This is a genomic window from Pedobacter ginsengisoli (genome assembly GCF_030244015.1).
In the GTDB taxonomy this organism is placed as follows: domain Bacteria; phylum Bacteroidota; class Bacteroidia; order Sphingobacteriales; family Sphingobacteriaceae; genus Pedobacter; species Pedobacter ginsengisoli.
This window is the reverse complement of the sequence record NZ_JASSYX010000003.1, coordinates 385,348-411,023: the sequence shown is the minus strand read 5'-3', so window position 1 is coordinate 411,023 and position 25,676 is coordinate 385,348. Positions and strand designations below refer to the sequence as shown.

28 protein-coding genes and 1 tRNA gene are annotated in these 25,676 nt (G+C 42.6%); 17 read left to right on the top strand and 12 right to left on the bottom strand.

Annotation, left to right across the window (positions count from 1 at the left end; all coding sequences use genetic code 11):
- Positions 1–10: 10 nt before the first annotated feature.
- From QEP08_RS13905 to QEP08_RS13865, 9 genes are all read left to right on the top strand, one after another.
- Positions 11–1,024: a cytochrome c gene (locus QEP08_RS13905; protein WP_285058889.1), complete on the top strand. Its 1,014-nt coding sequence runs from the start codon at positions 11–13 to the stop codon at positions 1,022–1,024.
- A 6-nt stretch (positions 1,025–1,030) separates the two neighbouring features.
- Entirely contained in the window at positions 1,031–1,324 is a 294-nt protein-coding gene (locus tag QEP08_RS13900; RefSeq protein WP_285058888.1) for a hypothetical protein, read from the top strand.
- Positions 1,308–1,724, top strand: coding sequence for a cytochrome C (locus QEP08_RS13895; RefSeq protein ID WP_285058887.1), 417 nt, complete (start codon positions 1,308–1,310; stop codon positions 1,722–1,724). The genes QEP08_RS13900 and QEP08_RS13895 overlap by 17 nt, the downstream gene beginning before the upstream one ends.
- Before the next feature lie 11 nt (positions 1,725–1,735).
- Positions 1,736–2,128, top strand: a complete 393-nt coding sequence (locus tag QEP08_RS13890) for a group III truncated hemoglobin (RefSeq protein WP_285058886.1) — start codon at positions 1,736–1,738, stop codon at positions 2,126–2,128.
- A gap of 21 nt (positions 2,129–2,149) precedes the next feature.
- Entirely contained in the window at positions 2,150–2,605 is a 456-nt protein-coding gene (locus QEP08_RS13885) for a hypothetical protein (RefSeq protein ID WP_285058884.1), read from the top strand.
- A 37-nt stretch (positions 2,606–2,642) separates the two neighbouring features.
- Positions 2,643–3,155 carry a hemerythrin domain-containing protein gene (locus tag QEP08_RS13880; protein ID WP_285058882.1) on the top strand — a complete coding sequence of 171 codons (513 nt, stop codon included), beginning with the start codon at positions 2,643–2,645 and terminating at the stop codon, positions 3,153–3,155.
- A 55-nt stretch (positions 3,156–3,210) separates the two neighbouring features.
- Entirely contained in the window at positions 3,211–3,936 is a 726-nt protein-coding gene (gene ric, locus QEP08_RS13875) for an iron-sulfur cluster repair di-iron protein (RefSeq protein ID WP_285058880.1), read from the top strand.
- Positions 3,937–3,975: 39 nt separating this feature from the next.
- Positions 3,976–4,332 carry a phosphoribosylpyrophosphate synthetase gene (locus QEP08_RS13870; protein WP_285058879.1) on the top strand — a complete coding sequence of 119 codons (357 nt, stop codon included), beginning with the start codon at positions 3,976–3,978 and terminating at the stop codon, positions 4,330–4,332.
- Positions 4,333–4,394: 62 nt separating this feature from the next.
- Positions 4,395–4,712, top strand: a complete 318-nt coding sequence (locus QEP08_RS13865; protein ID WP_285058878.1) for a 2Fe-2S iron-sulfur cluster-binding protein — start codon at positions 4,395–4,397, stop codon at positions 4,710–4,712.
- 57 nt (positions 4,713–4,769) lie between these two features.
- On the opposite strand, the gene QEP08_RS13860 is transcribed toward QEP08_RS13865, so the two are convergent.
- Positions 4,770–5,414: a sigma-70 family RNA polymerase sigma factor gene (locus QEP08_RS13860; protein ID WP_285058877.1), complete on the bottom strand. Its 645-nt coding sequence runs from the start codon at positions 5,412–5,414 to the stop codon at positions 4,770–4,772.
- Between the two features lie 123 nt (positions 5,415–5,537).
- Between QEP08_RS13860 and QEP08_RS13855 the strand changes: the two genes are divergently transcribed.
- On the top strand, positions 5,538–5,915 hold the full coding sequence (locus QEP08_RS13855; protein WP_285058876.1) for a hypothetical protein: 378 nt from the start codon (positions 5,538–5,540) through the stop codon (positions 5,913–5,915).
- A 337-nt stretch (positions 5,916–6,252) separates the two neighbouring features.
- On the opposite strand, the gene QEP08_RS13850 is transcribed toward QEP08_RS13855, so the two are convergent.
- From QEP08_RS13850 to QEP08_RS13840, 3 genes are all read right to left on the bottom strand, one after another.
- A tRNA-Phe gene (locus QEP08_RS13850) sits at positions 6,253–6,325 on the bottom strand.
- A 69-nt stretch (positions 6,326–6,394) separates the two neighbouring features.
- The gene (locus QEP08_RS13845) at positions 6,395–8,851 is read right to left on the bottom strand and encodes an outer membrane beta-barrel protein (protein ID WP_285058874.1); all 2,457 of its coding nucleotides are present in this window, start codon (positions 8,849–8,851) and stop codon (positions 6,395–6,397) included.
- Between the two features lie 156 nt (positions 8,852–9,007).
- Positions 9,008–10,318, bottom strand: coding sequence for a gluconate:H+ symporter (locus QEP08_RS13840; RefSeq protein WP_285058872.1), 1,311 nt, complete (start codon positions 10,316–10,318; stop codon positions 9,008–9,010).
- 69 nt (positions 10,319–10,387) lie between these two features.
- Here QEP08_RS13840 and QEP08_RS13835 point away from each other — a divergent pair, with 69 nt between their 5' ends.
- The 5 genes from QEP08_RS13835 to QEP08_RS13815 all read left to right on the top strand — a co-directional run bounded on the left by QEP08_RS13835 (position 10,388) and on the right by QEP08_RS13815 (position 13,267).
- Positions 10,388–10,858 carry a RidA family protein gene (locus QEP08_RS13835; protein ID WP_285058871.1) on the top strand — a complete coding sequence of 157 codons (471 nt, stop codon included), beginning with the start codon at positions 10,388–10,390 and terminating at the stop codon, positions 10,856–10,858.
- A gap of 10 nt (positions 10,859–10,868) precedes the next feature.
- The gene (locus QEP08_RS13830) at positions 10,869–11,939 is read left to right on the top strand and encodes a dipeptidase (protein WP_285058870.1); all 1,071 of its coding nucleotides are present in this window, start codon (positions 10,869–10,871) and stop codon (positions 11,937–11,939) included.
- Positions 11,940–12,070: 131 nt separating this feature from the next.
- Positions 12,071–12,436, top strand: a complete 366-nt coding sequence (locus QEP08_RS13825; RefSeq protein ID WP_285058869.1) for a hypothetical protein — start codon at positions 12,071–12,073, stop codon at positions 12,434–12,436.
- A gap of 100 nt (positions 12,437–12,536) precedes the next feature.
- The gene (locus QEP08_RS13820; RefSeq protein ID WP_285058867.1) at positions 12,537–13,067 is read left to right on the top strand and encodes a ferritin; all 531 of its coding nucleotides are present in this window, start codon (positions 12,537–12,539) and stop codon (positions 13,065–13,067) included.
- A gap of 77 nt (positions 13,068–13,144) precedes the next feature.
- Positions 13,145–13,267 (top strand): hypothetical protein, encoded by a 123-nt coding sequence (locus tag QEP08_RS13815; RefSeq protein ID WP_285058865.1) that lies wholly within the window; start codon positions 13,145–13,147, stop codon positions 13,265–13,267.
- Between the two features lie 12 nt (positions 13,268–13,279).
- Here QEP08_RS13815 and QEP08_RS13810 read toward each other — a convergent pair whose 3' ends face one another.
- Positions 13,280–13,873 (bottom strand): thymidine kinase, encoded by a 594-nt coding sequence (locus QEP08_RS13810; protein WP_285058864.1) that lies wholly within the window; start codon positions 13,871–13,873, stop codon positions 13,280–13,282.
- 98 nt (positions 13,874–13,971) lie between these two features.
- Here QEP08_RS13810 and QEP08_RS13805 point away from each other — a divergent pair, with 98 nt between their 5' ends.
- Positions 13,972–14,901, top strand: coding sequence for a DUF8457 domain-containing protein (locus QEP08_RS13805; protein ID WP_285058862.1), 930 nt, complete (start codon positions 13,972–13,974; stop codon positions 14,899–14,901).
- A 6-nt stretch (positions 14,902–14,907) separates the two neighbouring features.
- Here QEP08_RS13805 and rodA read toward each other — a convergent pair whose 3' ends face one another.
- The 7 genes from rodA to QEP08_RS13770 all read right to left on the bottom strand — a co-directional run bounded on the left by rodA (position 14,908) and on the right by QEP08_RS13770 (position 22,940).
- Positions 14,908–16,176 (bottom strand): rod shape-determining protein RodA, encoded by a 1,269-nt coding sequence (rodA, locus tag QEP08_RS13800; protein ID WP_285058861.1) that lies wholly within the window; start codon positions 16,174–16,176, stop codon positions 14,908–14,910.
- On the bottom strand, positions 16,173–18,107 hold the full coding sequence (mrdA, locus tag QEP08_RS13795; protein ID WP_285058859.1) for a penicillin-binding protein 2: 1,935 nt from the start codon (positions 18,105–18,107) through the stop codon (positions 16,173–16,175). Before mrdA ends, rodA begins: the two co-directional genes overlap by 4 nt.
- A complete protein-coding gene (locus QEP08_RS13790) occupies positions 18,107–18,622 on the bottom strand; it encodes a rod shape-determining protein MreD (protein WP_285058858.1) in 516 nt (171 codons plus the stop codon). The genes mrdA and QEP08_RS13790 overlap by 1 nt, the downstream gene beginning before the upstream one ends.
- Positions 18,612–19,451, bottom strand: coding sequence for a rod shape-determining protein MreC (gene mreC / locus QEP08_RS13785; RefSeq protein ID WP_285058857.1), 840 nt, complete (start codon positions 19,449–19,451; stop codon positions 18,612–18,614). Before mreC ends, QEP08_RS13790 begins: the two co-directional genes overlap by 11 nt.
- Before the next feature lie 94 nt (positions 19,452–19,545).
- Positions 19,546–20,568, bottom strand: coding sequence for a rod shape-determining protein (locus tag QEP08_RS13780; RefSeq protein WP_285058856.1), 1,023 nt, complete (start codon positions 20,566–20,568; stop codon positions 19,546–19,548).
- Between the two features lie 86 nt (positions 20,569–20,654).
- Complete coding sequence (purH, locus tag QEP08_RS13775; RefSeq protein WP_285058855.1) at positions 20,655–22,181, bottom strand: bifunctional phosphoribosylaminoimidazolecarboxamide formyltransferase/IMP cyclohydrolase; 1,527 nt, start codon at positions 22,179–22,181, stop codon at positions 20,655–20,657.
- 291 nt (positions 22,182–22,472) lie between these two features.
- Positions 22,473–22,940: a hypothetical protein gene (locus tag QEP08_RS13770; protein WP_285058853.1), complete on the bottom strand. Its 468-nt coding sequence runs from the start codon at positions 22,938–22,940 to the stop codon at positions 22,473–22,475.
- A 598-nt stretch (positions 22,941–23,538) separates the two neighbouring features.
- Between QEP08_RS13770 and QEP08_RS13765 the strand changes: the two genes are divergently transcribed.
- On the top strand, positions 23,539–25,662 hold the full coding sequence (locus QEP08_RS13765; protein ID WP_285058851.1) for a caspase family protein: 2,124 nt from the start codon (positions 23,539–23,541) through the stop codon (positions 25,660–25,662).
- The last annotated feature ends 14 nt before the right edge of the window (positions 25,663–25,676 follow it).

The window sequence follows — 25,676 nt, the reverse complement described above, 5'->3', positions numbered from 1 at the left end:
CAGATTTCAGATGGAATTTTTTAACAACCATACCAAATTGTTTACCACGGCATTTTTACTTTTTGTTGGTCTCACTTTATTTGTCTGTATTATTCCTGCACTTGATAACCAGACCAATAATGAACCGCTCCCTTTTGCACAGGCGCTAAGCGAAGAAGCTATTAAAGGAAAAGCAGTATTTATTGCTAACGGCTGCGTCGCATGTCACACCCAGCAGGTGCGAAATGTCGATATGGACAAGGTTTGGGGAGAACGCCCCAGCATTGCTGCGGATTACGCTGATAACTATCGTACGGATTTCTGGCGAAATACTGCCACCTTGATGGGCACTGAACGTACGGGGCCAGACCTGACCAATATTGGCTCACGCCAGCCAAGCAGGGAATGGCAGCTTTCCCATTTGTTTAACCCTCGCATCGTTGTAAAAGAGTCCATTATGCCTGCCTACACTTGGATGTTTGAAGTCAAAGATAAACTGGCAGAAGGTGATGTAAGTGTAAGTGTGCCCGAAGAGTTTATGAACGGCCAAAAAGGCAAAGTTGTAGCAAAAGAAGAAGCCATGCAACTGGTAGCCTATCTTCAAGCTTTAAAGCAAACTAAGTTGCCTGGCGACGCGCCTAAGCCCGCCTTTTTATATAAAAAGACCGGTGAACCGAATGCGGGGAGCAAGCCAGGTGCAACAAAAGAACTGAACGGCGCGATGTTATATACCAACAATTGTCAAAGCTGTCATCAGCAAAACGGTGAAGGTCTAAAAGGTGCATTTCCACCACTTAAAGGCAGTAAGATAGTTTTAGATGAGAACCCTGAACTTTTCGTAGATATCATTATGAATGGTTACAGCGGACGAGAGAAAGAGGGATTTGGCGTGATGCCTGCTGTGGGCACAAATAACAGATTAAAAGCTGAAGAAGTTACAGCGATTATGAACCACGAGCGTACCAGCTGGGGCAACAACGGAAAAAAAGTCACTCTACAGCAGGTACAGAAACTAATGGAAAAAGTAAAAGCAACCGGTAAATAGAAGACGATGAAAAACAATACGATCAGAATATCCATCTTGACAGTTCTTTTTGGTCTCAGTGTAGGTTCAGCTAATGCCTGCCCTGTATGTGAAAAACAACAGCCAGCATTATTAAAAGGCATCACCCACGGGACAGGTCCGGAAGGGAACCAGGATTTCATCATTATTGCCATCGCAGTGATCATCGTTCTTTTTACACTTTTTTATTCGGTTAAATGGTTGCTCAGACCGGGTGAGCATGCCAGGGACCACATCAAACAAATTGTACTAAATACAGATTATAATGGAAGAACGCAGTAAAATCTATATTTTCATTGACCAGGAAAACCAACCGGTTGCTGAACTGGTTGCACCAGTTAATTTTGAACTGGATACTACAAAATTGGTAGACGGTAAACATACTTTAAAAATCATCAGTAAAGACCCTACGGGAAAAGAAGGCATTCGCCTGGTCCCCTTTGAGGTGAGAAATGGCCCGGCAATTTCTATTGAAGGCATTAAAGAAAATGCGGTTGTGGATGGAGTGATTCCGATCATGGTCAACGCTTACGGTAAAGGTGATCAGAAAAATTTTATGATCGTTGGCAGTGAAACCCCGCAGAGCATCCCTTTCTGGATTTTCGTGTTGCTGATTGTTTTTGCGGCCTGGGCAGTATATTATCATTTTACATCATCATCAGTTCAGCTATTTACAAACTAAAACCTTTTGCTATGGAAACAAAAAAGGATATTGAAGGATTGGATGACATCATTTTATTTGTGAATCAGTTTTACAACAAGGTTCAGCAAGATGATGTTATCGGCCCGATTTTTAATGAAGTGATCCAGGACTGGGAACCGCATCTGCAAAAGATGTATGCTTTCTGGAATGCTGTGCTGTTTGGGGTTCCTGGTTTCACCGGTAACCCGTTTGCAAGGCACGCACCCCTGCCGATAGAAGCGAAGCACTTTGACCGCTGGATCCAGCTTTTCTACCAAACCATTGACATTTTATTTGAAGGAGAAACCGCCGAGAACACTAAAAAGAGAGCGGAGACGATGGCCATTATGTTTTTAAGTAAACTCCAGGCCATGCGGGGAGGAGCAGGAAGAGTTATAGTGTAGCAAGAAATCAAAATCTATGAAATGAACATTATCAATAGACGACTACAGTTACTCAGAAGCAGTATCGCCATATTTTGGCTTGGTTTTTTTACCTCGATCAGTTTTGTGGAAGCGCCTTTAAAATTCTCTGTATTGACTCTGCAGGAAGGATTGTCGGTAGGGCGTGTTGTTTTCAAGGCACTGAATACGTTTGAGTGGGCATTTCTAGCTATTCTGGGCATCAGTCTGCTTGTGCGCTTTGCTTCGCGATTGGTAACTGTATTAATCTTGATCATGTGCGTCATTTTAGTCCTGCAGTCTGTTTGGTTGCTGCCCGTTTTGGATAGTCGGGCGATCCAGATTATTGAGGGCAAAACTCAGGTTCCAAGCTATACTCATTTTGTTTTTTTTCTGTTCGACATTACCAAATCAGTTGTTTTGTTGATGATTGCCTGGCAGGGAATTAAAGAGAACCTTTCACGGCATACGAGCCCTTGAGCATGTTTAATCCGATGGAAAAAATCAGTTATCTCCCATGAAAAATCAACCTATTAAGAGAAGCAATGAATTGAAAACACTATCCAGAGAACATCATCTGGGACTGCTATTTTGCTGGAAAATAAATCAGGGGCTTAAATTACGGATCGAAACAGTCAGGCTTAAGAAGTACCTCAATTATTTTTGGAATGCACATCTGAAAGATCATTTTTTAAACGAAGAGGTATTATTATTTAATAGAATCGATGACGCCGTTTGCCGGCACGCTAAAACTGACCATCTGGCTATTACCATGCAAATTGAGAAAATAAATAGTACAAATGCTGAAGCAAGCGTCTTTAAGATACTTGTTGATATGCTAGCTAATCACATCCGTTTTGAAGAGCGGATTGTTTTTCCCATCCTGGAAACTCAACTCGCCGGGTCAACATTGCAAGGGGTTGCCCTGTTTTTGGAAACAGACCATAAAGACAGCTTCAAAGATGAATTCTCCGATGAATTCTGGGTCAAGAAAGAGGGTGTTGGAAACAATGGTAAGCCTAAGACATGAAGGGCCGTAGCAGATTTTAATGACCGCAAACAATAGTTATTTTAAACCATATATTATGCATATCACAAAACAAACCATCATTGGTGAATTAGTAGCGCGGGAATACCGGACCGCATCGGTATTTAAAGAGAATGGAATTGACTTCTGTTGCAACGGCAACAGGACTATTCAAGAAGCCTGTAATCAGAAGCAGATTGAGAGTGACGGTTTGATCGCCCATCTTGAATCGCTAAAAGATCAAGACTCAGGGTCATCGGTTAATTACAATTCCTGGCCGCTAGACTTATTAGCAGATTATATAGAAAAAATCCACCATCGGTATGTTCAAAAAAGCATTCAGGAAATCAGCACTTTTTTGGAAAAAATCGTAAGCGTACATGGGAAGGCCCATCCTGAACTTTCAACAATAGCCCAGTTGTTTGCAGACTCTGCGGGAGAACTGACAGCACATATGAAAAAAGAAGAGCTTATACTTTTTCCCTATATCCGTCAACTGGAACAGGCAAAGCACTCTGCAACAAAGTTACAGGCAGCCTTTGGTAGTGTTCAGCACCCTATACGGATGATGATGCATGAACATGATACAGAAGGTGAACGCTTTCGAAAAATTAATGCATTAACGGGTAGTTATCATGCGCCTTTAGACGCGTGTAATACCTATAAAGTCACTTATTCGTTATTAAAAGAATTTGAAGATGACCTGCACTTGCATATCCACCTGGAGAATAACATTCTGTTTCCTAAGTCGATTGGCCTTGAGGAAAGCTTACAGAGTACCTAAGTAAATTGTGTAACTAATTGATCCAAATTCCCTAAGATTATGAACAACAAATACTTACGACATAATTATGATACGCTTAGTGAAGCCGTAAACGATTTGATTATAAGAGGCTATGTGACAGATTTTTTATTGCATGAAGAAAAGGAATGCCTGCTCTGTGAAAACAACTCATTAGAGTTGTCGCCTGAAGATTTCGTGATTGACGAGGTTTACCGTTTTGAAGGCATGACGGACCCATCGGATGAGAGCATTGTTTATGCCATTTCTTCTTCAAGGTATAATGTCAAAGGATTAGTGATCAATGGCTACGGGGCAGGCTTTGGATATCGCTCTTCTAAGTTAGTCGAACATCTGCGGAGAGCCCATCAGTATGAAGATAATAAAAAACCGGAGTAACAATGCAGGTGACTATTATGGCCTAGACTTACACATAAATCGAACTAACAGGTATTTCAGGGATGACAAACGAACTTATAAATTTCATTGTGATTGAATCTGGAAAAACATCTCCAGTTAGCACATTTAAGGGCGAATACAGGGACCTAATGACACTCCTAAAAGATAAACTGTTTCTTGATTCTTTTGGAGAATGCGGAGGAATGGGCAGATGTGCTACATGCCTGGTTGAAATAGATTCAAAGGAAAATGGGTTCATTTTTGAAAGGAATGAAACCGTTACTCTTTTGAAACATAACATTACAGAGAAAAACTGTCGCTTGTCGTGCCAAATGCAAGTTGATGAGAATCTAGAGGGCTTATATTTGAAAATTATATGATTTAGCAACAAGCATAATTTTCCGGGGTTTTGGCTTGGATGATTCTAATCTAACAGCTCAACCTTGTACAGACGAAGAGATAAGATTGATTTGGGTCATCACATGTTTTACAATTACATCACACCGGACCAGGTTAAACTCATAAAGTTGTCCCGGTTGCCAGTAACTGCTTAATTCGGTACGTAACATCGCTTTGGCTCGGATTAAACGAATTTTAACATTAGATTCACCGATGTCCAAGGCTTCCATGGTTTCATTGGTGCTCATGCCATGTACCTCACGCATGACGAATACGATCCTGTACTTTTCAGGTAACGCCGCTACAGCTTTTTCCAGGATTATTTTTAATTCCTTATTCATAAGATTGCCTAAAGGGGTTTTAGTATCGATGTGCTTATATTTACTTTCTATCACCTTGATTTTCAAGTTCATCTTTTGTTTTTTATGCAAAATGCTTTCATTGATGAGTATTCTAGTCAACCAGGTACTGAAGCTCGATTGATTATTGAAACCTGATAAGTTTTGATAAGCATTTAGGTAGGCGATTTGCATAATATCTTCTGCTTCTTGCTCATCATTAACAATGGACATACTAATCCGGTAAAGCTGCTGATTAAACTTGCGGACGAAAACTTCAAAAAGATGCTTTTCGCCATTCAATATTTTTTGTATTAATTGATCGTCACTTATTGATGCATTCATAGATATCCGGATTGGGTAGTAATATATAAATAGAGCAATCAGATAGTAAAGGGTTACAAACTACGATGAAATAATTTGTAACCCTTTTTTAACAGCTAACCTCTAATATATAAAACAGTCATTATGGAAACTCAATTAGAACTTGTTAAAAAGGTTCAAAGGTTATTAAAATTAACTTACGGTCTGATTCCGATAATTGCCGGAGCAGATAAATTTACCAATCTTTTAACGGACTGGTCCCAGTATCTTAACCCTGCGCTTAAATCCATTCTACCTTTACATGTGCATACCTTTATGAGCATCGTTGGTATCATTGAAATTATAGCAGGAATTATGGTGTTCCTGAATCCACAGAAAGGCGCCTATCTGGTCTGCATATGGCTGGTCGCGATCGCTATAACCTTGCTCACGAGCGGAAATTATTTAGATGTTGCTGTGCGTGACCTCACAATGGCCATAGGGGCTTTTTCCCTGGCAAAAATATCCGGCCCAAAAGTATAAGACAAATCTGAGATCATTTATTCACTTACTATTATTAAAGGATACATGCAATCATACATATAGTAGTTTTTACCACTGTGAAAATACTTATTGGGCAACTGATGGGCCATTTCACGAGCAGATCAAAACCAAGTTTAAAGAATATATATTTGATATAATTTTCCTTCCATTTTTTTTGTGGAACATTTGTGGAACAGATATCGGTAAATTAAACAAAAAAACCTGTTTAACTCGTAATCTAAGTCTGAGCAGACTGACATGGAAATCGAACCAAATATAGCGTTTAAATGCAAAAAAAAAGGCCTTTTTCTTTCAAAAAAGGCCTTTCATCTAAGTGTGGTATGGGCCGGGATCGAACCGGCGACACATGGATTTTCAGTCCATTGCTCTACCGACTGAGCTACCGTACCTACTTCCCGTTTGGGATTGCAAATGTAGTGTCTTTTTTTGAATGACAAAATCTTTTTTCAAATTAAATGCTAACCGCCTGATTTGACGCGTCTTCTTTCTGTATCTGAACTTCCTGATCGCTGGCGGGCGGCCTTGATTTCGCTGCTGCCAAAGCGATAAGTACAGGTTATCCTGAAAACCTGACTTTCCCACCTTTCGTTGATCACATAGTTTTGAGAAGGCAAGGTACTGGTGATCCTGCTTTTTTGAAATTTAAAAATGTCATTGGCCGCCAGTTTAATACTCATCTGTTTATCCATGAAAGATTTGCTTAGTCCCAGATCAATACTATATTGGGGATCTATCAATAAAGTTCCCCAAACCTGCCTGGTCTGGTACCATCCGGACCATTCTACATTGGTAGAAGAATTGATCGTAATGGTTTGTGTGGTATTTACATTGAGGGCAAGTTTGCCGCTTTCATACGGCATTCCCAATAGATTAGGTGTTTTGAACTTATTGTAATAGGCGCTCAGGTTATTGCTGCTGCTCCACCATTTGGTAAGCTGAACAGGATAACTGACATTCAGGTTGTAGGAATCCTGTGTGGCCAGGTTCTGATTAGAAATAAATATCGTTTTTGTTGCGGTATCGGTCAGCAATACATCAGACATCACGTCTTTGGTGTGGCTGTGACCAAGCGTTACATTCAATGTTTTCCTGAACGAATAAGAAAGCTCGAAAGAATTGGTATACTGCGGTTTCAGAAAGGGATTTCCGAATCTGTACGAATAGAGGTCAAGAAAATCAATAAACGGATTTAAGGACCCATAGTCCGGGCGATCGATCCTTCTGCTGTAAGAAAATCCCATTTCATGATTTTTTGACAGTTCCTGATTGATAAACACACTAGGAAAAAAGTTAAGGTAATGCCTGTTCACAATTTTATTTTCTGTAATCGAATTGCCTTTCGAATTGGTTTGTTCAGCCCTTAATCCCAGCTGCACAGTTGTGCTTTTAAATTTCCGGTTTACATTTGCGTACGCCGCATTGATATTTTCATCGTATAGAAATTGGTTGCTTCGCCTGATGTCGTTCACCCAGTTTCCGTTTTCAAAATTCTCAAACCTAAAATTGTTGTCTGTTTTTACAAAGCTGGTCTTCAAACCCAGCTCCAGCTTCATTTCTTTATTGAGAGGATAAGTGTAATCTGATTTTGCCGCCCATATCTTTGTGGTCGTCGGAGTTTCATTTCTGAACAGATAATCCCTTATCGGTTGTGTCTGGGCATCCAGGTACCTGTTGTTGAAATTGGTCCTGTCATTTCCCATATATTCAGAATAATCAGCATCCACGCTAATTTCCTGACCCATTGTATCGAGAGTTCCTTTATAACTAATATTATACGTGATGCCTGTATATTTAAAAGAATTCGGATTGCTGGCTACCACAGATGAATCCGTTTTGCCTGGCCTGTCACCAATTAGCGTTAATACATCCGCTGCGTTATCTCCGTTGCTGTTGTAACCATTGACTGTAAAACCGATGATGTTATTGTCGTTGATGAAATAATCAATGCCAGCCTTATAATTGCTGTTATTCCGAAACCTTACACTCAGACTGGTCTGATCAAAATAGGTTTTGTCTTTAGCGGTATTGTTCACCCTCATGATATCTGTGCCGCCAAACCTCTTATTGCGCCCGTAATCAAAGTTTCCAAACACGTTGAACTTCTTTTCACGATGGTTCAAAGTGAGTCCGCCATTGGCTTTATAATACTTTCCATATCCGGCTCCGGCCAATATAGAACCATTGGTCCCATAATTACGGTTCTTTTTTAGTTTAATGTTAATGATACCCGAATTGCCCGCCGCATCATATTTGGCAGAAGGATTGGTAATGAGTTCTATAGACTGTATCGCATTACCCTCTGTTGAACGAAGCAGGTTGGCCAGTTGTTCTGCCGATAAATAAGTAGGCTTACCGTCGAGCATAACAGTTACCCCCTGTTTGCCCCTCAGGCTGATCTTTCCGTCTTTATCCACCGTTACGCCCGGGGCTTTCGCCAAAACCTCCAGCGCAGAATTTCCTGCAGCCAGCACACTGTTCTCTACATTGATTACGGTTTTGTCGATCTGTCTTTCTATTAATGGCTTTTGTTTAACTATGTCGACTCCTTTTAGCATTTGGGCATCAGTTGTCAGCTGAACCTGATCCAAAATGTGTTTTTTATGGGATGATGTAATGGCAAGGGGGCCTTTAAAAGCTTTTTTATAGCCAACCACATAAATTGAGATCAGGTAATTTCCGGGTTTTACTTCTTTAAACTGAAAACTTCCGTTATCACCGGTCAGTGTTCCCCGTACCACAGTAGAGTCTTTACTGTTCATCAGGCTTACCGTAGCATACGGAAATTCCTTTTGGGTTTCATCCAGTACTTTTCCGGAAATTTCCCCGTCATCATTGACCGGCGACTGGGCATAAGACCCGGCAAGCATAAGCAGGAAAGCAAAAAAAGCAATCAGGGAATATAATTTGATTTTCATAAGGCATAGTTTTTCTGCATACGCCTTTCAGCATATCCTTAAGCATATGTAAATTGTTGTGGTATTTTAGGTTATCTGTTTATAAGATGATCTAAACCGGCAAAAGGTTACATGAAAAATCAAAAAAAGGCAAGAAGCCGTGTTATAGCTTAGATTTTAAACCAACAGATTTAAGAGCAAAACCCCCAGCAGGCCTACTACAGCCACAATGGTCTCCATGACGGACCAGGACAAAATGGTCTGTTTCATCGTCAGATTAAAATATTCTTTGAACATCCAAAATCCGGGGTCATTTACATGGGAAAACATCAGACTGCCCGCACCAATTGAAAGCACCATCAGGTTTGGATTGGTGTGTGCCTGCAGCATCACCGGTGCGATGATGCCTGCTGCGGTAAGCCCTGCAACGGTAGCTGAACCCACACTGACCCGAATCAGGGCCGCTATGAGCCATCCAAGCACTAAAGGCTCAAAATGAAGATCATTCAATGCATTAGCGATCTGATTGCTAACACCGCTGTCGGCCAGAACTTGTTTCAATGCTCCGGAACCCGCAATGATGAGCAGGATCATTGCAATATCTTTAACTGCGGATACATAAATAGTCATAATGTCCTTCATACTTTTCCCCATCCTCAGTCCAAGCGTGTAAGTTGTGACAATAAGCGTAATGAGCATTACAATTGTTGGCTCAGACAAAAAGCTGACTATGCTTTTGAAATTTTCATCAGGTTCCGATAATCCGTAAATTGCTGCAGCTCCAAGCAGGATCACCGGCAGAAGTGCAGAGAGCAGGCTATTGGCAGCGCCGGGGAGTTTATTTTCGGGCAGATCTTCTGATATAAAAGCCTTGAGCGGAACAGATACCATATTCTTTAAAGTTCCCGAATAAACAGGGCCGGCCAGTACAATCGCAGGAACAGCCAGTACAATTCCATAGAGGAGGGTCAGTCCCATATTTGCGTTGAACTGCAGTACCAACGCAGCAGGCGAGGGATGCGGCGGTAAAAAACCGTGAGTTACAGACAGTGCAGCCAGCATGGGCAGACCGATATAAACAGCAGGCAGTTTGTATTTGTAAACTACCGAAAATATAAGCGGCACCATCAGTACAAAACCGACATTGTAAAATAAGGGAATGCCGACAATGAATCCTGTCAGGACTAAGCCCCATTGAATATATTTGGTGCCAAACAGACCCATCATTACCGATGCAATCTTTTGTGCGGCGCCGCTCTCCGCGACCAGCTTGCCCAGCATGGCACCAAAAACAATGATGGATACCAATGACCCGAGTATATCCCCCATACCTTTTTGCACCGAGGAAGTGATGCTTTTGAGCGGTATGCCCAGCATAATGCCGCAAAATATGGATACGATTAAAAAAGCAATGAACGGATTGATCCTTGCCCAGGTAATGAGCAGGACCAGTAAAAGGATGCAGCCGACAACGATCAGTATGGTCATTTGGTTAGGGGTTTATCCAAACTTAGATAAAATTGTTAAGTTTGAACATATACAATTTATAATATTGCCATGACATCATCACCTCAGCAAGCATTTTCAGTCTTAAACCTTGAGCTGCCCCCTGCACCACAACCATTGGGTATTTATAAACCATTTTTGGTAGACGGCAAATACCTTTATCTTTCAGGCCACGGACCGGTACTGCCTGACAGGTCCCTGATCGTTGGACGCATAGGCGAGGATATGGACATGGACGAAGGTAAGCTGGCGGCCCGTCAGGTTGGATTAACGATGCTTTCCACAATTGTGACTAACTTCGGAAGCCTTGATGTCATTAGAAGAGTGATCAAAGTGCTCGGCATGGTAAATTGTACACCGGATTTTGAAAAACATCCATATGTGATCAATGGCTGCAGCGAGCTGTTTGCAGCTGTTTGGGGAACCGAAAACGGGATCGGCGTCCGCAGTGCAGTGGGCATGGGTTCGCTGCCTGACAATATTCCTGTAGAGGTGGAAGCAGTGTTCGAGTTACATTCCTAACCAATCCCGTATGTTTATCTTAGACGCACACCTTGACCTGAGTATGAATGCCATGGAATGGAACCGGGACCTGCGGCAACCCGTAAAGGAATTGCGCAACCGGGAACTGGGTATGACAGACAAACCTGATCGCGGGAATGGCACGGTATCCTTTCCTGAACTTCGCAAAGGGAATGTAGGAATTGTAGTGGCCACCCAGATCGCCAGATATGTAAAACAAGGCAGTTTGATACCGGGCTGGACATCTCCGGAGCAGGCCTGGGCACAGACACAGGGGCAGCTTGCCTGGTACAAAGCAATGGAAGAAGCCGGTGAGCTGGCCCAGATCAGGGACGAAGCGACATTAAAAAGTCATCTTGACCTTTGGAATAACAATACACCCAACGACAATAAGCCTATCGGCTATATTCTGAGTTTAGAAGGAGCAGACTCTATAGTTGACCTCAGTTACCTCGAAAATGCTTACGGATATGGACTCAGGGCTGTCGGCCCGGCACACTATGGTCCGGGCAGGTATGCCAATGGTACAGATTCAACCGGTCAGATGGGGGCGGCCGGCTTAGCATTGCTGAAAGAAATGGAACGGCTGAATATCATACTCGATGCCACACACCTGTGTGATGATGCATTTTGGCAGGCGCTTGACCATTTTAACGGCCCTGTATGGGCGAGCCACAACAATTGCAGGGCTTTCGTAAACCACAACAGGCAGTACAGCGACGATCAGATCAAAGCCCTGATTGCAAGGGGCGCGGTGATAGGCGGAGCATTTGACGCATGGATGCTGGTCCCTGGCTGGCAAAGAAAGCTTTCTACCCCTCAAAGCATGAACTGCGGGCTGGACAAAGTCGCAGACAATATAGACCATATCTGCCAGCTGGCCGGAAATTCCAGACATGCAGGTATAGGCTCAGATCTTGACGGAGCCTTTGGCACAGAGCAGTCACCCTTTGACCTCGATACGATTGCTGATCTGCAGAAACTGGTGACCATACTCTCCGGCAGAGGTTATTCGGCCGCCGATCTCCAGAATATCTTTCATCAGAACTGGCTGAATTTTTTTTATCGGGCCTGGGGCTGAACCAGTCCGGGAGGCAACCGTCGTCAGCTTTTAAGATATTATTGAACTTTTTTTTAAAAAACACAGCGTACGATTTGGATTAATTCTAAATAATATCAATATTTGCACAACGTAAGTTTTGAATGCAAAATATGCAAGAATTAACAATACTGCCTTCTGTCGATTTCTCTGAAGTATATAGTACCGGATCTGGATCTATTTACCAGTCTGACAGTGAGAATTGCTGGTATATTGACTTTGCAGGCAAGCTTGCCCGTTTTGATTACCGCAATTTACTCAAACTCAAAAAAGCAGTTTACCAGATTGATATAGAGAACCTGCTGCTAAACAGCGACAAGGCGCCGGACCTGGAAATTATCTTTATCTGCGCATGTGACCATTGCTACGTATTGTCACTGATCCAGATTATCGCATTAAAAGAATTGCTGCAGGGCACATTTGTAATGCTGGACCTCAATCACATCATTTACGACCGCCTTCACAGGATAGTCGCCTGATTAACTTAGAATTAGAATCTTTCCATATTGTGTTATTATTCTTGCATGCGGGTTTATTGCATTATTTTTGATGTATTAATTCCATTAAATCAATAGGAACATGAAAGACATCATTCGCGCAAAGTGTTTAATTTCATCAGATGTAGAAACACTTATTAACCAGCAAATAAAAAAAGAAGCCCACTCTTCATCAATATATTTATCCATGGCTTCATGGTGCAACCGCAATGGTTATGACTTTTCATCTGAATATTTTTTCAAGCAGGCTGAAGAAGAAAGAATGCACCAGCTAAAATTCTATAAGTATATATTAGACATGGGCGGTACTGCAATATCTCCTGATGTGACCAACATTAAAATAGAATACAATTCTTTCCGTGAGGTCTTTGAAGAAGCATTGGAGCAGGAAATTGCGGTAACCCAGTCCATTAAGAACATTGCGGCCAGGTGCCACAAGGAGCAGGATTACGTAACCTTAGAATTCTTAAACTGGTTCTTCAGAGAACAGAGAGAAGAGGAATACAAAGCCCGTCGCGCGCTTGAGCTATTTGACGTAATAGGCGAAGAAGGAACAGGAAGATGGCAGATCGACAAGCACGTGGGTCAGATCAAATACGACAGCGAAGCTTAAACTAAATAATAGTTTATTTTAAGAGGTACACACTGTTTGTCAGTGTGTACCTTTTTTTGTATATTGATACCACGACCATGTCAAAAAAGGATAAAGACAAAAAGTCTGATAAAAAGAAAAAGGATAAGAAGAAAAAGAAAAAAGAATGCTGCGAGAAATACCTCAAAGGCAAACGCTGTGACAATTGTCCTTTTGGCTAGAGACCTGTCCCTCTAGTTCAGGCTGATTATGCCATCTCCAATGTGATAACACCTTCTGCACCTGGGTTCGTAACTTTCCTTTTCACCCAATAATACTTTCGCATCACCGGCTACTGTCCGGAACGAGTACATCGCCGGGGCACCGCAGCGCAGGCAAACAGCATTGACCTTAGTGACATGTTCAGCAATGGCCATAAGTGCAGGTACAGGGCCAAAGGGTTTTCCGGAGAAGTCCATATCAAGCCCCGCTACTATTACCCTGATACCTTTTTGAGCCAGTGTATTGCATACCTCGGGAAGATTCTCATCAAAAAATTGTGCCTCATCTATCCCTACCACCTGGGTGTCTGTACCAAGTAATAAAATAGCGGATGAGTGGTCTACCGGAGTTGACTGTACAGAATTCAGATCATGAGAAACCACAGCGTTCTCATCATAACGGGTGTCGGTTCTGGGTTTAAAGATCTCTATATTCAGCTTTGCAATTTGTGCTCTTCTTAATCTCCTCAATAATTCTTCTGTTTTGCCCGAAAACATAGAGCCGCAAATGACCTCTATACTGCCGCAGAATTCTCCCTTTCTAAAATTTTGTTCGCTGAATAACATGTGTTTATAGTCCTTGTAGCCAGCTAATATCAGAATTTTGTAGTACTTTTGGGTGTCAAGTTACCAACATAAAACATCAATTCTACCGTTATAACACTATGATGAACCAGGCTGATATCTTTAAAAAAATAGGGGCAATATTAAGTGAGCTTCAGGAACAATATGAATTTTTAGCTCAAAATCCTGAGCAGCTTAATGAACTGGAGCTGGAACTTTTTTTGGCCAATGCCAACTTTTTATCTGATCATGTTGAAATTATCCGCAAGCTCAATACCGGCAGAGTACCGAAAGAATTGCCACAGCACACAGAGATTTCCAGCACCCAGGCAGAGCAGATTCCCGTCAGACCCCCGGTTCCTGAACAGGCACCGGTAGTGGATGAACTTCCTGAACCTAAAGATTATACATTTTTTGAGAAGCCTGCCGACCTGGTAGAGTATGTAAATGAGGAGCCCGAAAGTACCACACATACTTTTGAGTTTATCCTAAATGATACTCCTGAATCAGACAGATTGGATTTTGACGAACAGCCTGCACACGAAATTTTTGAAAAAGAACCGGAGCTCAAGGAGGATATTGCCGAAGAAAAAGTCATTCCTGCCCCGGTAACATCACTGGTTGAGGATAAAATAGAAAAGCAGGTTGTACAGCCCGCCCTGTTTAGGGAAGAAGCTGAAAATACTGAGAACGAAGCAGCAAGTGCTGTCAGGCCAACTTTAAACGACCTGCTGGCCAGCAATAAGAACAGTGGTTCGCCTAAACAAAAGGGTGAAGAAAGTAAGCCCCCTGTAACTGACCTGAAAACTGCCATCACGCTTAATGAAAAGCTTTTGTACATTAAGGATCTTTTTAACGGCTATAATCTGGCTTATTCTGAGGCCATAGACCTGATCAATAAAATGCCTGACCTCAAAACGGCAGATCATTTCCTCAAGAATAATTATGCGGAGAAAAACAACTGGGAAGCAAAGCAGGGTACAGTAGACCAGTTCTATGAATTGCTGGCACGCTGTTTTCCAAACGGTTGATCAGAATCAGATAAAACCCATCCTGTTGGAGTCCAGTTTCAGGAAAATAAACAGCAGCACCGTAAAGCTCCATAAAGAAGAACCTCCATAGCTGATAAATGGCAGCGGGATCCCGATCACAGGGACTATTCCTATGGACATGCCTATATTGATGAATACGTGAAAGAACAGGATGCAGGCTACACAATAACCATACACCCTTGAAAAACTGGAACGCTGTCGCTCCGCCATATTGATGAGCCTTACCATCAGAAAAATAAACAATCCGATCACCACAAAACACCCCGTGAACCCCCATTCTTCGCCTATAGTAGAGAATATAAAGTCCGTGCTTTGCTCCGGAACATATCCATATTTGGTTTGCGTGCCCTGCAAAAATCCGCGTCCGGTCAATTGACCTGAGCCTATGGCTATTTTGGATTGGATAACGTTGTATCCCACACCCTTCGGATCAGTCTTCAGCCCAAGTATAATTTCTATCCGGGTACGCTGGTGCTGTTTCAGTACTTTCTCATAAGCGAACTTCACAACAAATAAGTAGGAGATGGCCAGTATAGTAGCTATGATGGCAGAGAACATGATCTTTTGCTTTCTCCTGTTGCTATAAATAAAGAAACTCCCTATCAGTAAAATGACAGGAATCAGAATCTTCAACGGCACCAGGAAGTCCGCAACAAATAGTACGATCATCCCCAGAAAGATCAGCAGGAAATATCCTGACAGCCCTTCCCTGTACAATGGAAACATAAAAGAGAGGAAGACCAGAGCAGATCCGGCATCCGGCTGCAGGAGGATCAGCACCAGGGGCATTCCAATAATCAGTGCGGCAAAGAGGATCGATTTAATATCCCTGAACTTCGGATTAAAGGTGCTGATGTAACGGGCGAGCAGGAGAGCGGTTCCAAACTTTGCAAGTTCAGACGGCTGCAGTCTGAACCCTCCAATGGCAATCCAGGCCTGATTACCACCAACATTTCTTCCAACCAGTAATACTGCGATCAGCAATAGTAAAGTCAGGCCGTATATGACCGGAGAAAAGATGCTGAAGAACTTGCCATCCAGCAGCAGTATCGAAAAACCAAGTACCAGGGCTGAGATAATAAATATCAGCTGCTTGCCTGAATTCGTTGTAAAATTGAATACAGAAGTATCCCCGTTAGCGGTAAATATAGAAGCGTATATATTGACAAAACCAACTGCGCAAAGCAGCATATAGATCAGGATGGTGATCCAGTCTACCTTAAAAAAGAACCTGTTGCTTTGTGGATTACTCATTGTTTGGTAGTGATGGTGGATTTATTGATCTTTAGTCTGGCAGCTGAATCGGACTTAAGGCTATCTGTATTTTTAACGTCCGGCTTAACTTTAACCTTTGGCGGCGGCGGCAATACCACCTGTTTCTTCATCCATTCTACCTGCGCTTTCCTGTATCCGCCTATGCTGTCCTTCAAATATTTTTCAGTCAGGTAACTGGCAATCGGTGCGGCATAGGTACTTCCGTAACCTGCGTTTTCTACAATGACTGCGATGGCGATCTTAGGATTGTCCCTCGGCGCAAAACCAATAAAAACAGAATGGTTCTTGCCTCTGGGATTTTGAACAGTACCTGTTTTTCCGCACATCACTACATCAGGTATCCTGGAAAGAATGGCTGTTCCCCAGGGTGCATTTACCGCATCCTGCATTCCATCTATTACAGGAGTAAAGTGCTGCGCATCTACGCCGACATAATTTTTCTTTAAATATTCTTTCTTAATGAGGTGGTTCTTGCCAATTGATTTAACCAGATGAGGTTTAATATAGTACCCCCGGTTGGCAATAACAGCCATAATGTTTGCCATTTGCAAAGGCGTAGCGTCCATCTCTCCCTGTCCTATCGCCAGTGAGATCACGGTTGAATAACCCCAGTACTTGCTGTATTTCCTGGAGTAGTATGCAGCATCGTACAGCCGGCCGGTCCTTTCGTTCGGGAGGTCGACCCCAAGGCTGTCGCCAAGTCCCCATAGCTTTACCTTGCTCCTCCAGTCGTCATAAGCAATTTTCTGGTTCTTGTATTTGCGCTGCGTCAATAGTTTTTGAAAAACGTAGCAGGCATAGGTGTTGCAGGACCTTGCCAGTCCCATTCGTACGGCCACATTGCCGTCCCGGTGCTCACATTTTACGGTATGGTTCCCCGCTTTGAAATACCCGGGACAGAAGAATGTTGTATTTTCATCGATCACGCCTTCCTGCAACCCGATCAGCGCATCAAGCGGCTTAAACGCTGACCCGGGCGAATAATAACCCTGAATAGGCCGGATATTAAAAACCCGGTTCGGATTCTTCAGCAAATCCATATAGTTATTGCCCTGCTGACGGCCCACCATCAGGTTCGGGTTGTAATTGGGGCTGCTTACAAAAGCCAGTATTTCACCTGTTGCCGGCTCTATGGCGACAATACTGCCGATCTTATTCTGCATGAGCTCTTCGCCCAGCTTTTGGATCCTTGAATCCAGCGAGGAGATGAGCTGCTCCCCTGAAATGGCAGCCGTGTCAAATCTCCCTTCGGCATAGCTTCCCTTAGGTACATTATGTACATCATAAAGCATGTTCACAACCCCGCGTTCCCCTCTCAGTACTTTTTCATAGGCACGCTCGACCCCTTGCCGGCCAATGTAATCACCGGGACGGTAATAGCCCTGTGAATTGTCAATTTCCTTCTGGGTTACTTCCTTAATGTAACCCAGAAAATGGCTGGCGATACTGTCGGGATATTGTCTTATCGTCCTGCTTTGTACAAAGAAACCCGGAAAACGGGAAAGCTGCTCCGATAATGACTGATAGATCTGTACCGAAAGCTGCTTCTCGATGATACTGGGCTGGAACCTGGAAAGCCGTCTTGCCTTCCTGAAATTCTTGCCAAATCTGGCAGTGTCCACGTCGATGATCCTGCAAAGCTCCAGTGTGTCAAAAGGCTTGACATCATTGGGAATAGCCATCAGGTCGTAGACGGGTTCATTTTGCACCAGTACCTTTTCATTTCTGTCGAGAATAACCCCACGGGCAGGAAAGGTGTAAATAGGGCGCAACACATTACTCTTTGCAGTACGGAAATACTGATCACTATAAACCTGTATGTAAAACAATGTGCCAAGTAAAATAAGCCCGGTCAGAATGAATAACCCCTGTACCACATATTTCCGGTTGAACAGATTGTAATTATCCATCAGCGCATTTTTCTGTTATAGAATATAAATTCTACCAGTACGACAGTAAACAAAGTAAAGAGGCCACTTAACAAGCATCTGAGCAGCGTATATGACAACTCAGTAAACCTGAATGTTTCCAAAAGAAACAACACAACGTGATGGGAAAAAATGCACAGCAAGGCGTAAAGCATGAACCATCTGAAACCCATATTGCCAAGCGTTGGCTCCGGTTCATCAAAACCATCCCTGCTTACCGTCACAGAAATGAACAGGATCCTTACAAAGGCCAGCATTACACAGGCTGCGGTGTGTACACCTAAAGTATCGTAAAATGCATCCAGGGTCAGGCCCGTGGCAAAGGCGATGATATATAGCAGTATATTGGGTATCCCGAAGGGAAGCAGCAATAAAAAGAGGATGTAGAGAAAAGGAGTGGCCATATTATAAAGGCTCAGATTCCTAAGCAGGAGGATTTGAACCAGTAAAAGGATCACCCACCGTACAATGTTTGCCAATATTAATTTACTGCTCATCCGGGATCTTTGCTTCTAATTCCTGCTGTTCTTTTGCAAATTTATCTTTTATTACATATACATATTGTAATGTACTAAAATCGTTAAAGAGATTGATTTCCAGTGTCATGAAATTTCCACCCGTGGCAATTCCGGTATTACTGACCGACCCGACAGGGATGCCTGCCGGAAACTTGGAATAGGTTGAAGTCACTACTGTATCTCTTAGGTTCACTTTAAAGTGGTTTGGGATATCTTTAATATAAGCTTTGCGGTAATCAAAATTTCTTTCGCCCCATACCAATGAACCCACCGCGTTGTTCTTTTTAATACTTACACTCACATAAGTTTTCTGGTGCAGCAGGGACTCAATTGTCGCCAGGTGCTCAGACACATCTCTTATATAGCCAACTACCCCCTTTACCGGCGAAATAACAGGCATACCACTCTCGATGCCATCTATCCTGCCTTTATTGATGGTGATGATGTTATTGCGGAGCGTAATGGAATTCTTGATCACCCTGGCGGCCAGGTAAGTATAGACCGGGGTGCCTGTTGTATCTTTTACGGTTATATCCCTGGTCGTGTCCACGCTTTTTATCGCAAGGATCTCGGTCTTCAGTTTGGCATTTTCAGCAGCCAGGCTATCATTGGCCACACCCAGGTTGATGTATTTTTTAACAACATTGAGGTTATTGTATACATCACCTACGATCTGATTTGTAGAATTTATAGCGATACTATGCTGGTACGCATTATTTTTTACAGTAAGGACAATTCCAACAATAAAAAAAATGATAAAAAAGAAAAATGCGTTGTATCTGCTGATGAAAATCCAAAGGTTACGCATATATCTACATCTTTTTTATAGTATTTAGTATCAAGTCTGAGTATCAGGATTAAGCACAAATCTAAGTACTGATCACCTGATGCTAAATACCCGTTTACTGCATTAAGAATTTAAAGGTGCCAATATTCTTCAGGGCTATACCAGTACCGCGTACTACTGCACGAAGCGGATCTTCAGCTACATGTACCGGAAGTTTGGTCTTTGCCGCCACACGTTTATCCAGTCCGCGCAATAACGCACCGCCACCAGTCAGATAAATACCCGTCTGATAGATGTCGGCAGAAAGTTCCGGCGGAGTGATCTCGAGTGCTTTCAAAATAGCCTCTTCGATTTTCGAAATCGACTTATCCAGGCAATGCGCAATTTCAGTATAAGAAACTGTGATCTGCTTAGGCACGCCGGTCATCAGGTCCCGTCCCTGTACCGCAAAGTCTGCGGGCGGGTCTGTCAGTTCAGGCAAGGCTGCCCCAACTTCTATCTTGATCTTCTCCGCAGTACGGTCACCGATCATAATGTTGTGCTGGCGGCGTATATAGTTTACAATATCAGAATCAAAGTTATCACCCGCCACGCGTATAGACTGGTCACATACGATCCCTGATAAGGCGATTACAGCAATCTCAGTTGTACCGCCGCCTATATCGATGATCATGTTGCCCATAGGCTCTTCCACATCTATACCAATACCTACAGCCGCAGCCATAGGCTCATGGATCAGGTAGACTTCTTTAGCGCCGGCGATCTCCGCCGAGTCGCGCACGGCCCGCTTTTCCACCTCGGTAATTCCCGAAGGAATACAGATCACCATCCTCAAAGAAGGGAACATCCAGCCCTTTCCACCATTCAGCATGCGGATCATTCCTTTGATCATGGCCTCCGCAGCATTGAAGTCTGCGATCACGCCGTCTTTCAAAGGCCTTACCGTACGTATGTTGTCATGGGTTTTACCTTCCATCTGCATAGCCTGTCTGCCTATTGCGATGATCTTGTTGGTCTGCCTGTCAAAGGCAACAATTGAAGGTTCGTCTACTACTACTTTGTCATTATGTATGATCAGGGTGTTTGCTGTACCTAAATCGATAGCAACCTCCTGTGTGAACCAGTTAAATAAACCCATTTATAGGTGATAATTAAGTATTAAAAATTCTGTGTACTATAGTAATGTAAAACTACGTCTTTTTATTGTATTCGTTGATAAATAAATTAGTGTTTGAAATGTCTGATGCCGGTAGTTACCATAGCAATTCCCTTTTCATTGGCCATATTTATCGAATCTGCATCTTTTATAGAGCCACCTGGCTGTAAAACAGCCGTGATTCCTGCTTCAGCAGCAATTTCCACGCAGTCAGGGAAGGGGAAAAAAGCATCAGAAGCCATAACAGACCCTTTCAGGTCAAAGTTGAAGGCATCTGCTTTTACAATTGCCTGTTTCAATGCATCCACTCTTGAAGTCTGGCCCACACCACTGGAAAGCAACTGGTCATTTTTAACAAAGACGATCGTATTTGATTTGGTATGTTTTACAATTTTATTGGCAAAGTAAAGGTCTTTCAGCTCCTGGGCAGAAGGTACTTTTACTGTAACCGGGTTCATTTGTTCCGGCCCCTCTATGATCAGGTCCTTATCCTGTTCGATCACGCCGTTTAATAAAGTTTTGAACTGTTTTTTGCTCAGTTCAACTTCATTGCGCTGCAGGATCACCCGGTTCTTTTTAGCACGGAAAAGCTCAACAGCCTCAGATGCGTAGGACGGTGCGATCAGCACTTCAAAAAACAATTTATTGATCTCAGTTGCGGTAGCCAGGTCTATTTCACGGTTGGCAATCAGCACACCTCCAAAAGCAGACACCGGATCACAGGCCAGTGCCACATTCCAGGCTTCCAGGATAGTTGTTTTTGAAGCGACGCCACATGCATTGGTGTGCTTTAAAATGGCAAAAGTCGGTTCCTCAAACTCATCAATCAGTGCTACTGCTGCGTCCACATCTACCAGGTTGTTGTACGAGAGCTCTTTACCGTTCAGTTTGGTGAACATGGCATCAAGATCACCATAAAAAACACCCTGCTGATGCGGGTTTTCACCATACCTCAGGGTCTGTGCCTGTGCTATACTGTGTTTGAAGACCGTAAGCGGCTCTTCAGTATTGAAATAGTTAAAAATTGAAGTGTCGTAATTTGATGAAACATGAAATGCTTTCTTAGCAAATGCTTTGCGCTGCTGGATGGTAGTCGCCCCGTTTTGAGCCTCCATTTGTTCCTGCAGACCCGCATAATCGTCTTTGGAAGCGAGGATCACTACGTCGTTAAAGTTTTTTGCAGCTGCCCTGATCAGGGAAATGCCGCCGATGTCAATCTTCTCAATAATGTCTGACTCTGAACCACCTGCCTTCACGGTTTCTTCAAATGGATAAAGGTCAACGATAACCAGGTCTATCTCCGGAATTTCATATTGAGCGATCTGCTCCTGGTCCGAGGCCAATGCCCTGCGGTTCAGGATTCCGCCAAATACCTTTGGATGCAGCGTTTTTACCCTGCCGCCTAAAATTGACGGATATCCGGTAAGGTCTTCCACAGCGGTGACCGGCAGGCCTAAATCTTTAATAAATTGTTCAGTACCTCCGGTAGAAAACAATTGTACGCCCTGTTTGGCGAGTAAGCGGACCAAAGGCTCCAGCCCGTCCTTATAATAAACTGAAATTAAAGCGTTTTTGATCTTTATAGATTGACTCATCAGAGAAAAATTTTGAGCCGCAAAGTTACCTGTTTTTCTGTTATTGGCAAATGCTTGTTTTTGTTCTGATTTCTCCAACAGTATTTTGCCACTATCTTTCAGGATTGTGCACCGATCTGCAGAATAACAATAAAACGAAGGTCTCGGTATAATCATTTCATTATTCCATCCTTTTTTGATAAAATCCTACTTGCAGAAATTTCTATTTACTTAAAGCCGATTGCTAAAGCATTCAATTGGCACTGATATTACGCCATCCCTTTTAATGGTAAAAATCCTTTATACTAAGTTTTAGCTTTGTTCGACCCAATATTCTTCTACTTGTCGTTTGTCATTTAGTTTTATGATTAAGAAATTAGGATCAATAGTTGACCAGCCTACAGGATATCTGATTATCATGACAGGGTTTGCATACAATCTATAAAAATTGTTAATAGCATCCATGGCTTTATCCGAATTTTCTGGCTTTAGATTTTCATCATTTTCAAATGAAATAGAGTCTGGTAATGCAGTATTTTTTGACAATCTACGTTCAATGCCTTCATGGTAGGGTTTCCCTAACAAGTCTAAAACTGCCTTTCTTGACATTCCAGATTTTAAATGGTTCTTCATTACATCCTGGACCATCCAAGCTCTGGGGTTAGAAGTATCCTCCATATCTGGATTATCGATCCAAACCTCTCTGTCGAACGAAGATGAATGATTGCAGGCAGCTAAGAAGCAGGCGAGAATAATAAAAAGAAGTTTTGGAAAATTCATAAGTTAAGTAATTAAAGCACGCTTAATATCCTGAACAAAGTATGCTCCATTCTGGCTGTATTCAGCAGCATAATCATTTTAAAAGACTAAAATCCTGCAGCAATTGTTACACTGATTCAATCAAATTTAATAAGGGAAAGTTATATTCAACAGCTAATTAAAAATCAAACTGATACACTACCGAATACTTGGATTTCAAACGAAGAATTATTAGGTTTGATTGCAGAATTGCCCGCTTGACATATCCTGCTCACTACCGATGCTAGTTTTTCAGGCTCTGTTTCAAAACTAGAAGTATCCGTGCAGATGCGCCAGCGGCGATGAAGAAATAGACAGCAAGATAACCAGGGTGGCCATCACCTCCGGTAACGATACCGAGGTGCCAGACGTAAGTGTATTCATGAAGTTTTTGGTGAAGGCGTTTAGCGAAAAGAAGGAGAATACCTAAGCGCCCAAAAAATGTTCATTACCCAGATTATTGAAGGAGTGATGACAGAAAGTAAAACTGAACCAAGGTGGGGAGACTTGGAACTTGATGCCACGTGGGAGGCGATTTTATTTTTAGAAAAAAAATAGGGAACTAACAAGGACTAAGTTTATGAAACTAATTGCAAATCAGTTTGAGAAATCAATCAAAACCAGGTATCTGCTAACACTTGTATTGATTATATTTTCGCTGAACGTAATAGGTCAAGCCCGGTACAAAGCAGAGACGGACGCGATGGCCATAATAAAAGGGGCTGAAAAATTAAGAAAGGACGGCAGAGTGCTGGAAGCCGACAAAATGGTTTTTGATGCAAATGAAGCATATCCATTGCCGTTCAGCTTGGATGAAATTGCCAGGGACAAGCTGAAACTAGGCGATGTTAAAGGAGCAAATAAATTGTGGGATGCAGCGATTTACAGGATTAGGCAACTCGCCGTAAATAAAGAACCATATAACGGGCAAAAAGCCAGTAATACACTTGGCTATCTTTATTACTCGCAAATCAACTCGAACTTTACCAGTGGTGATACCAAAATAGGCGTAGAAGTAACTTGTAATTTTGTGAAAGATATTAACGATGGGTTTGCCGCCAAAACTAATTTCGAAGCCATAGTCTTTTTAGCAGTAGAAAATGCTTATTTATTAAACGATTTTAACAGCCTTAAACTTTTGTATGATACTTCTGTTAAAATCGGCAGTGAACGCGGAACGGTGACCGCTAAAGCTTATCTATTAATATCCGAAAAAAAATATGATGAAGCCATTAGCTACCTAAATGACATAGCAGAAAAGGGAGCCGGCTTTATGATGTCGAAAAATTTGGCAAAATATATTTTAGTTCTTGCTTACAGTTCTAAGGGCGATTATCAAAATATGTCGTTGACAATAGACAAGGTTGCCAAAGGCTTTGCCATGACTGACAGAACAATGGGCAACTATTATGGCTTGAGAGCGCTATATAACAAGGAATACGACAAGGCAGTTGGCTTTTTTACAGAAGCGATGAAACCGGCCCGTTTTCTATCCATTACTGTAGAACGACCTGGGAAATTTAGGTTTTATACCAACCGGGCAGAAGCATATATCGGGCTAAAAGATTTTGTATTAGCAAAAAAAGATTACGAAGCGGCATTGGTATTGGCCCCGGATTATCAGCCTGCCCTTGATGGTTTGGCAAAGTTGGAAGGAAGTCAGGCTGTGGCCCGTAAAACTGATAAAACTGGTCCGGAAATTAAAATATTAGAGCCCGCCAATATGCGTGGGTTAATTGTGGTGGCTACAGGAAAAGATATCATGATCAAAGGAAAGGCTATTGATCCTTCAGGGCTTAAATCTGCGACGATAAATGGCCTGGATGTTTATGCCAAAGAAGAAGGGGATTTCTGGGGATCAGTAATACTGAAAGACGGCATCAACAAAATCGAGATTGTGGTAACCGACCTGGCCGGAAACCCCACGAAACAAATCTTCGAGATTGAAAAAACCAAGGCACCTGTGGATGCCGTACCAATTGCGGTCACAGAAAAGCAAGGTAAAAATTACGCAATATTTATCGCCAGCCAGAATTACGATGATGCGGCAATTCCATCCTTGGAAAATCCAATTGCAGATGCCATTAAACTAAAACTTATCCTCAAGAACAGCTATAATTTCTCGGAGGATAATATCTACACCCTGTTCAATCCACAACGTGATGATTTTAAAAAGAAATTCCTGGAGCTGAGGGAAGCCCTGCAGCCAGAGGATAAGCTGGTGATTTTCTATGCAGGCCACGGTATCTGGGTTGACAAGGAAAAGAAAGGCTACTGGCTGCTGACCGATGCACAGAGAAACGATGTAAACACCTGGCTACCCAATAAGAACGTGCTGGATATGATTGCTGAATTACCGGCCCGTCACACCCTGCTCATTACTGATGCCTGTTTTTCCGGATCGGTTTTTAAATCCCGTGGCATTGGCACAGATGCACCAGCGGCGATCAGGGAAATGGACAGCAAGATAACCAGGGTTGCCATCACCTCTGGTAACGATACTGAAGTGCCAGATGTAAGTGTATTCATGAAGTACCTGGTGAAAGCCCTTAGCGAAAACAAGGAGAAATACTTAACAGCCCAAAAGATGTTCATTAACCAGATCATTGAAGCCGTAATGACAGAAAGTAAAACTGAGCCGCGCTACGGCACGCTGGAACTGGCCGGGCATATAGGCGGCGACTTTATCTTCACCCATAAATAATTGATCTTTTGAAA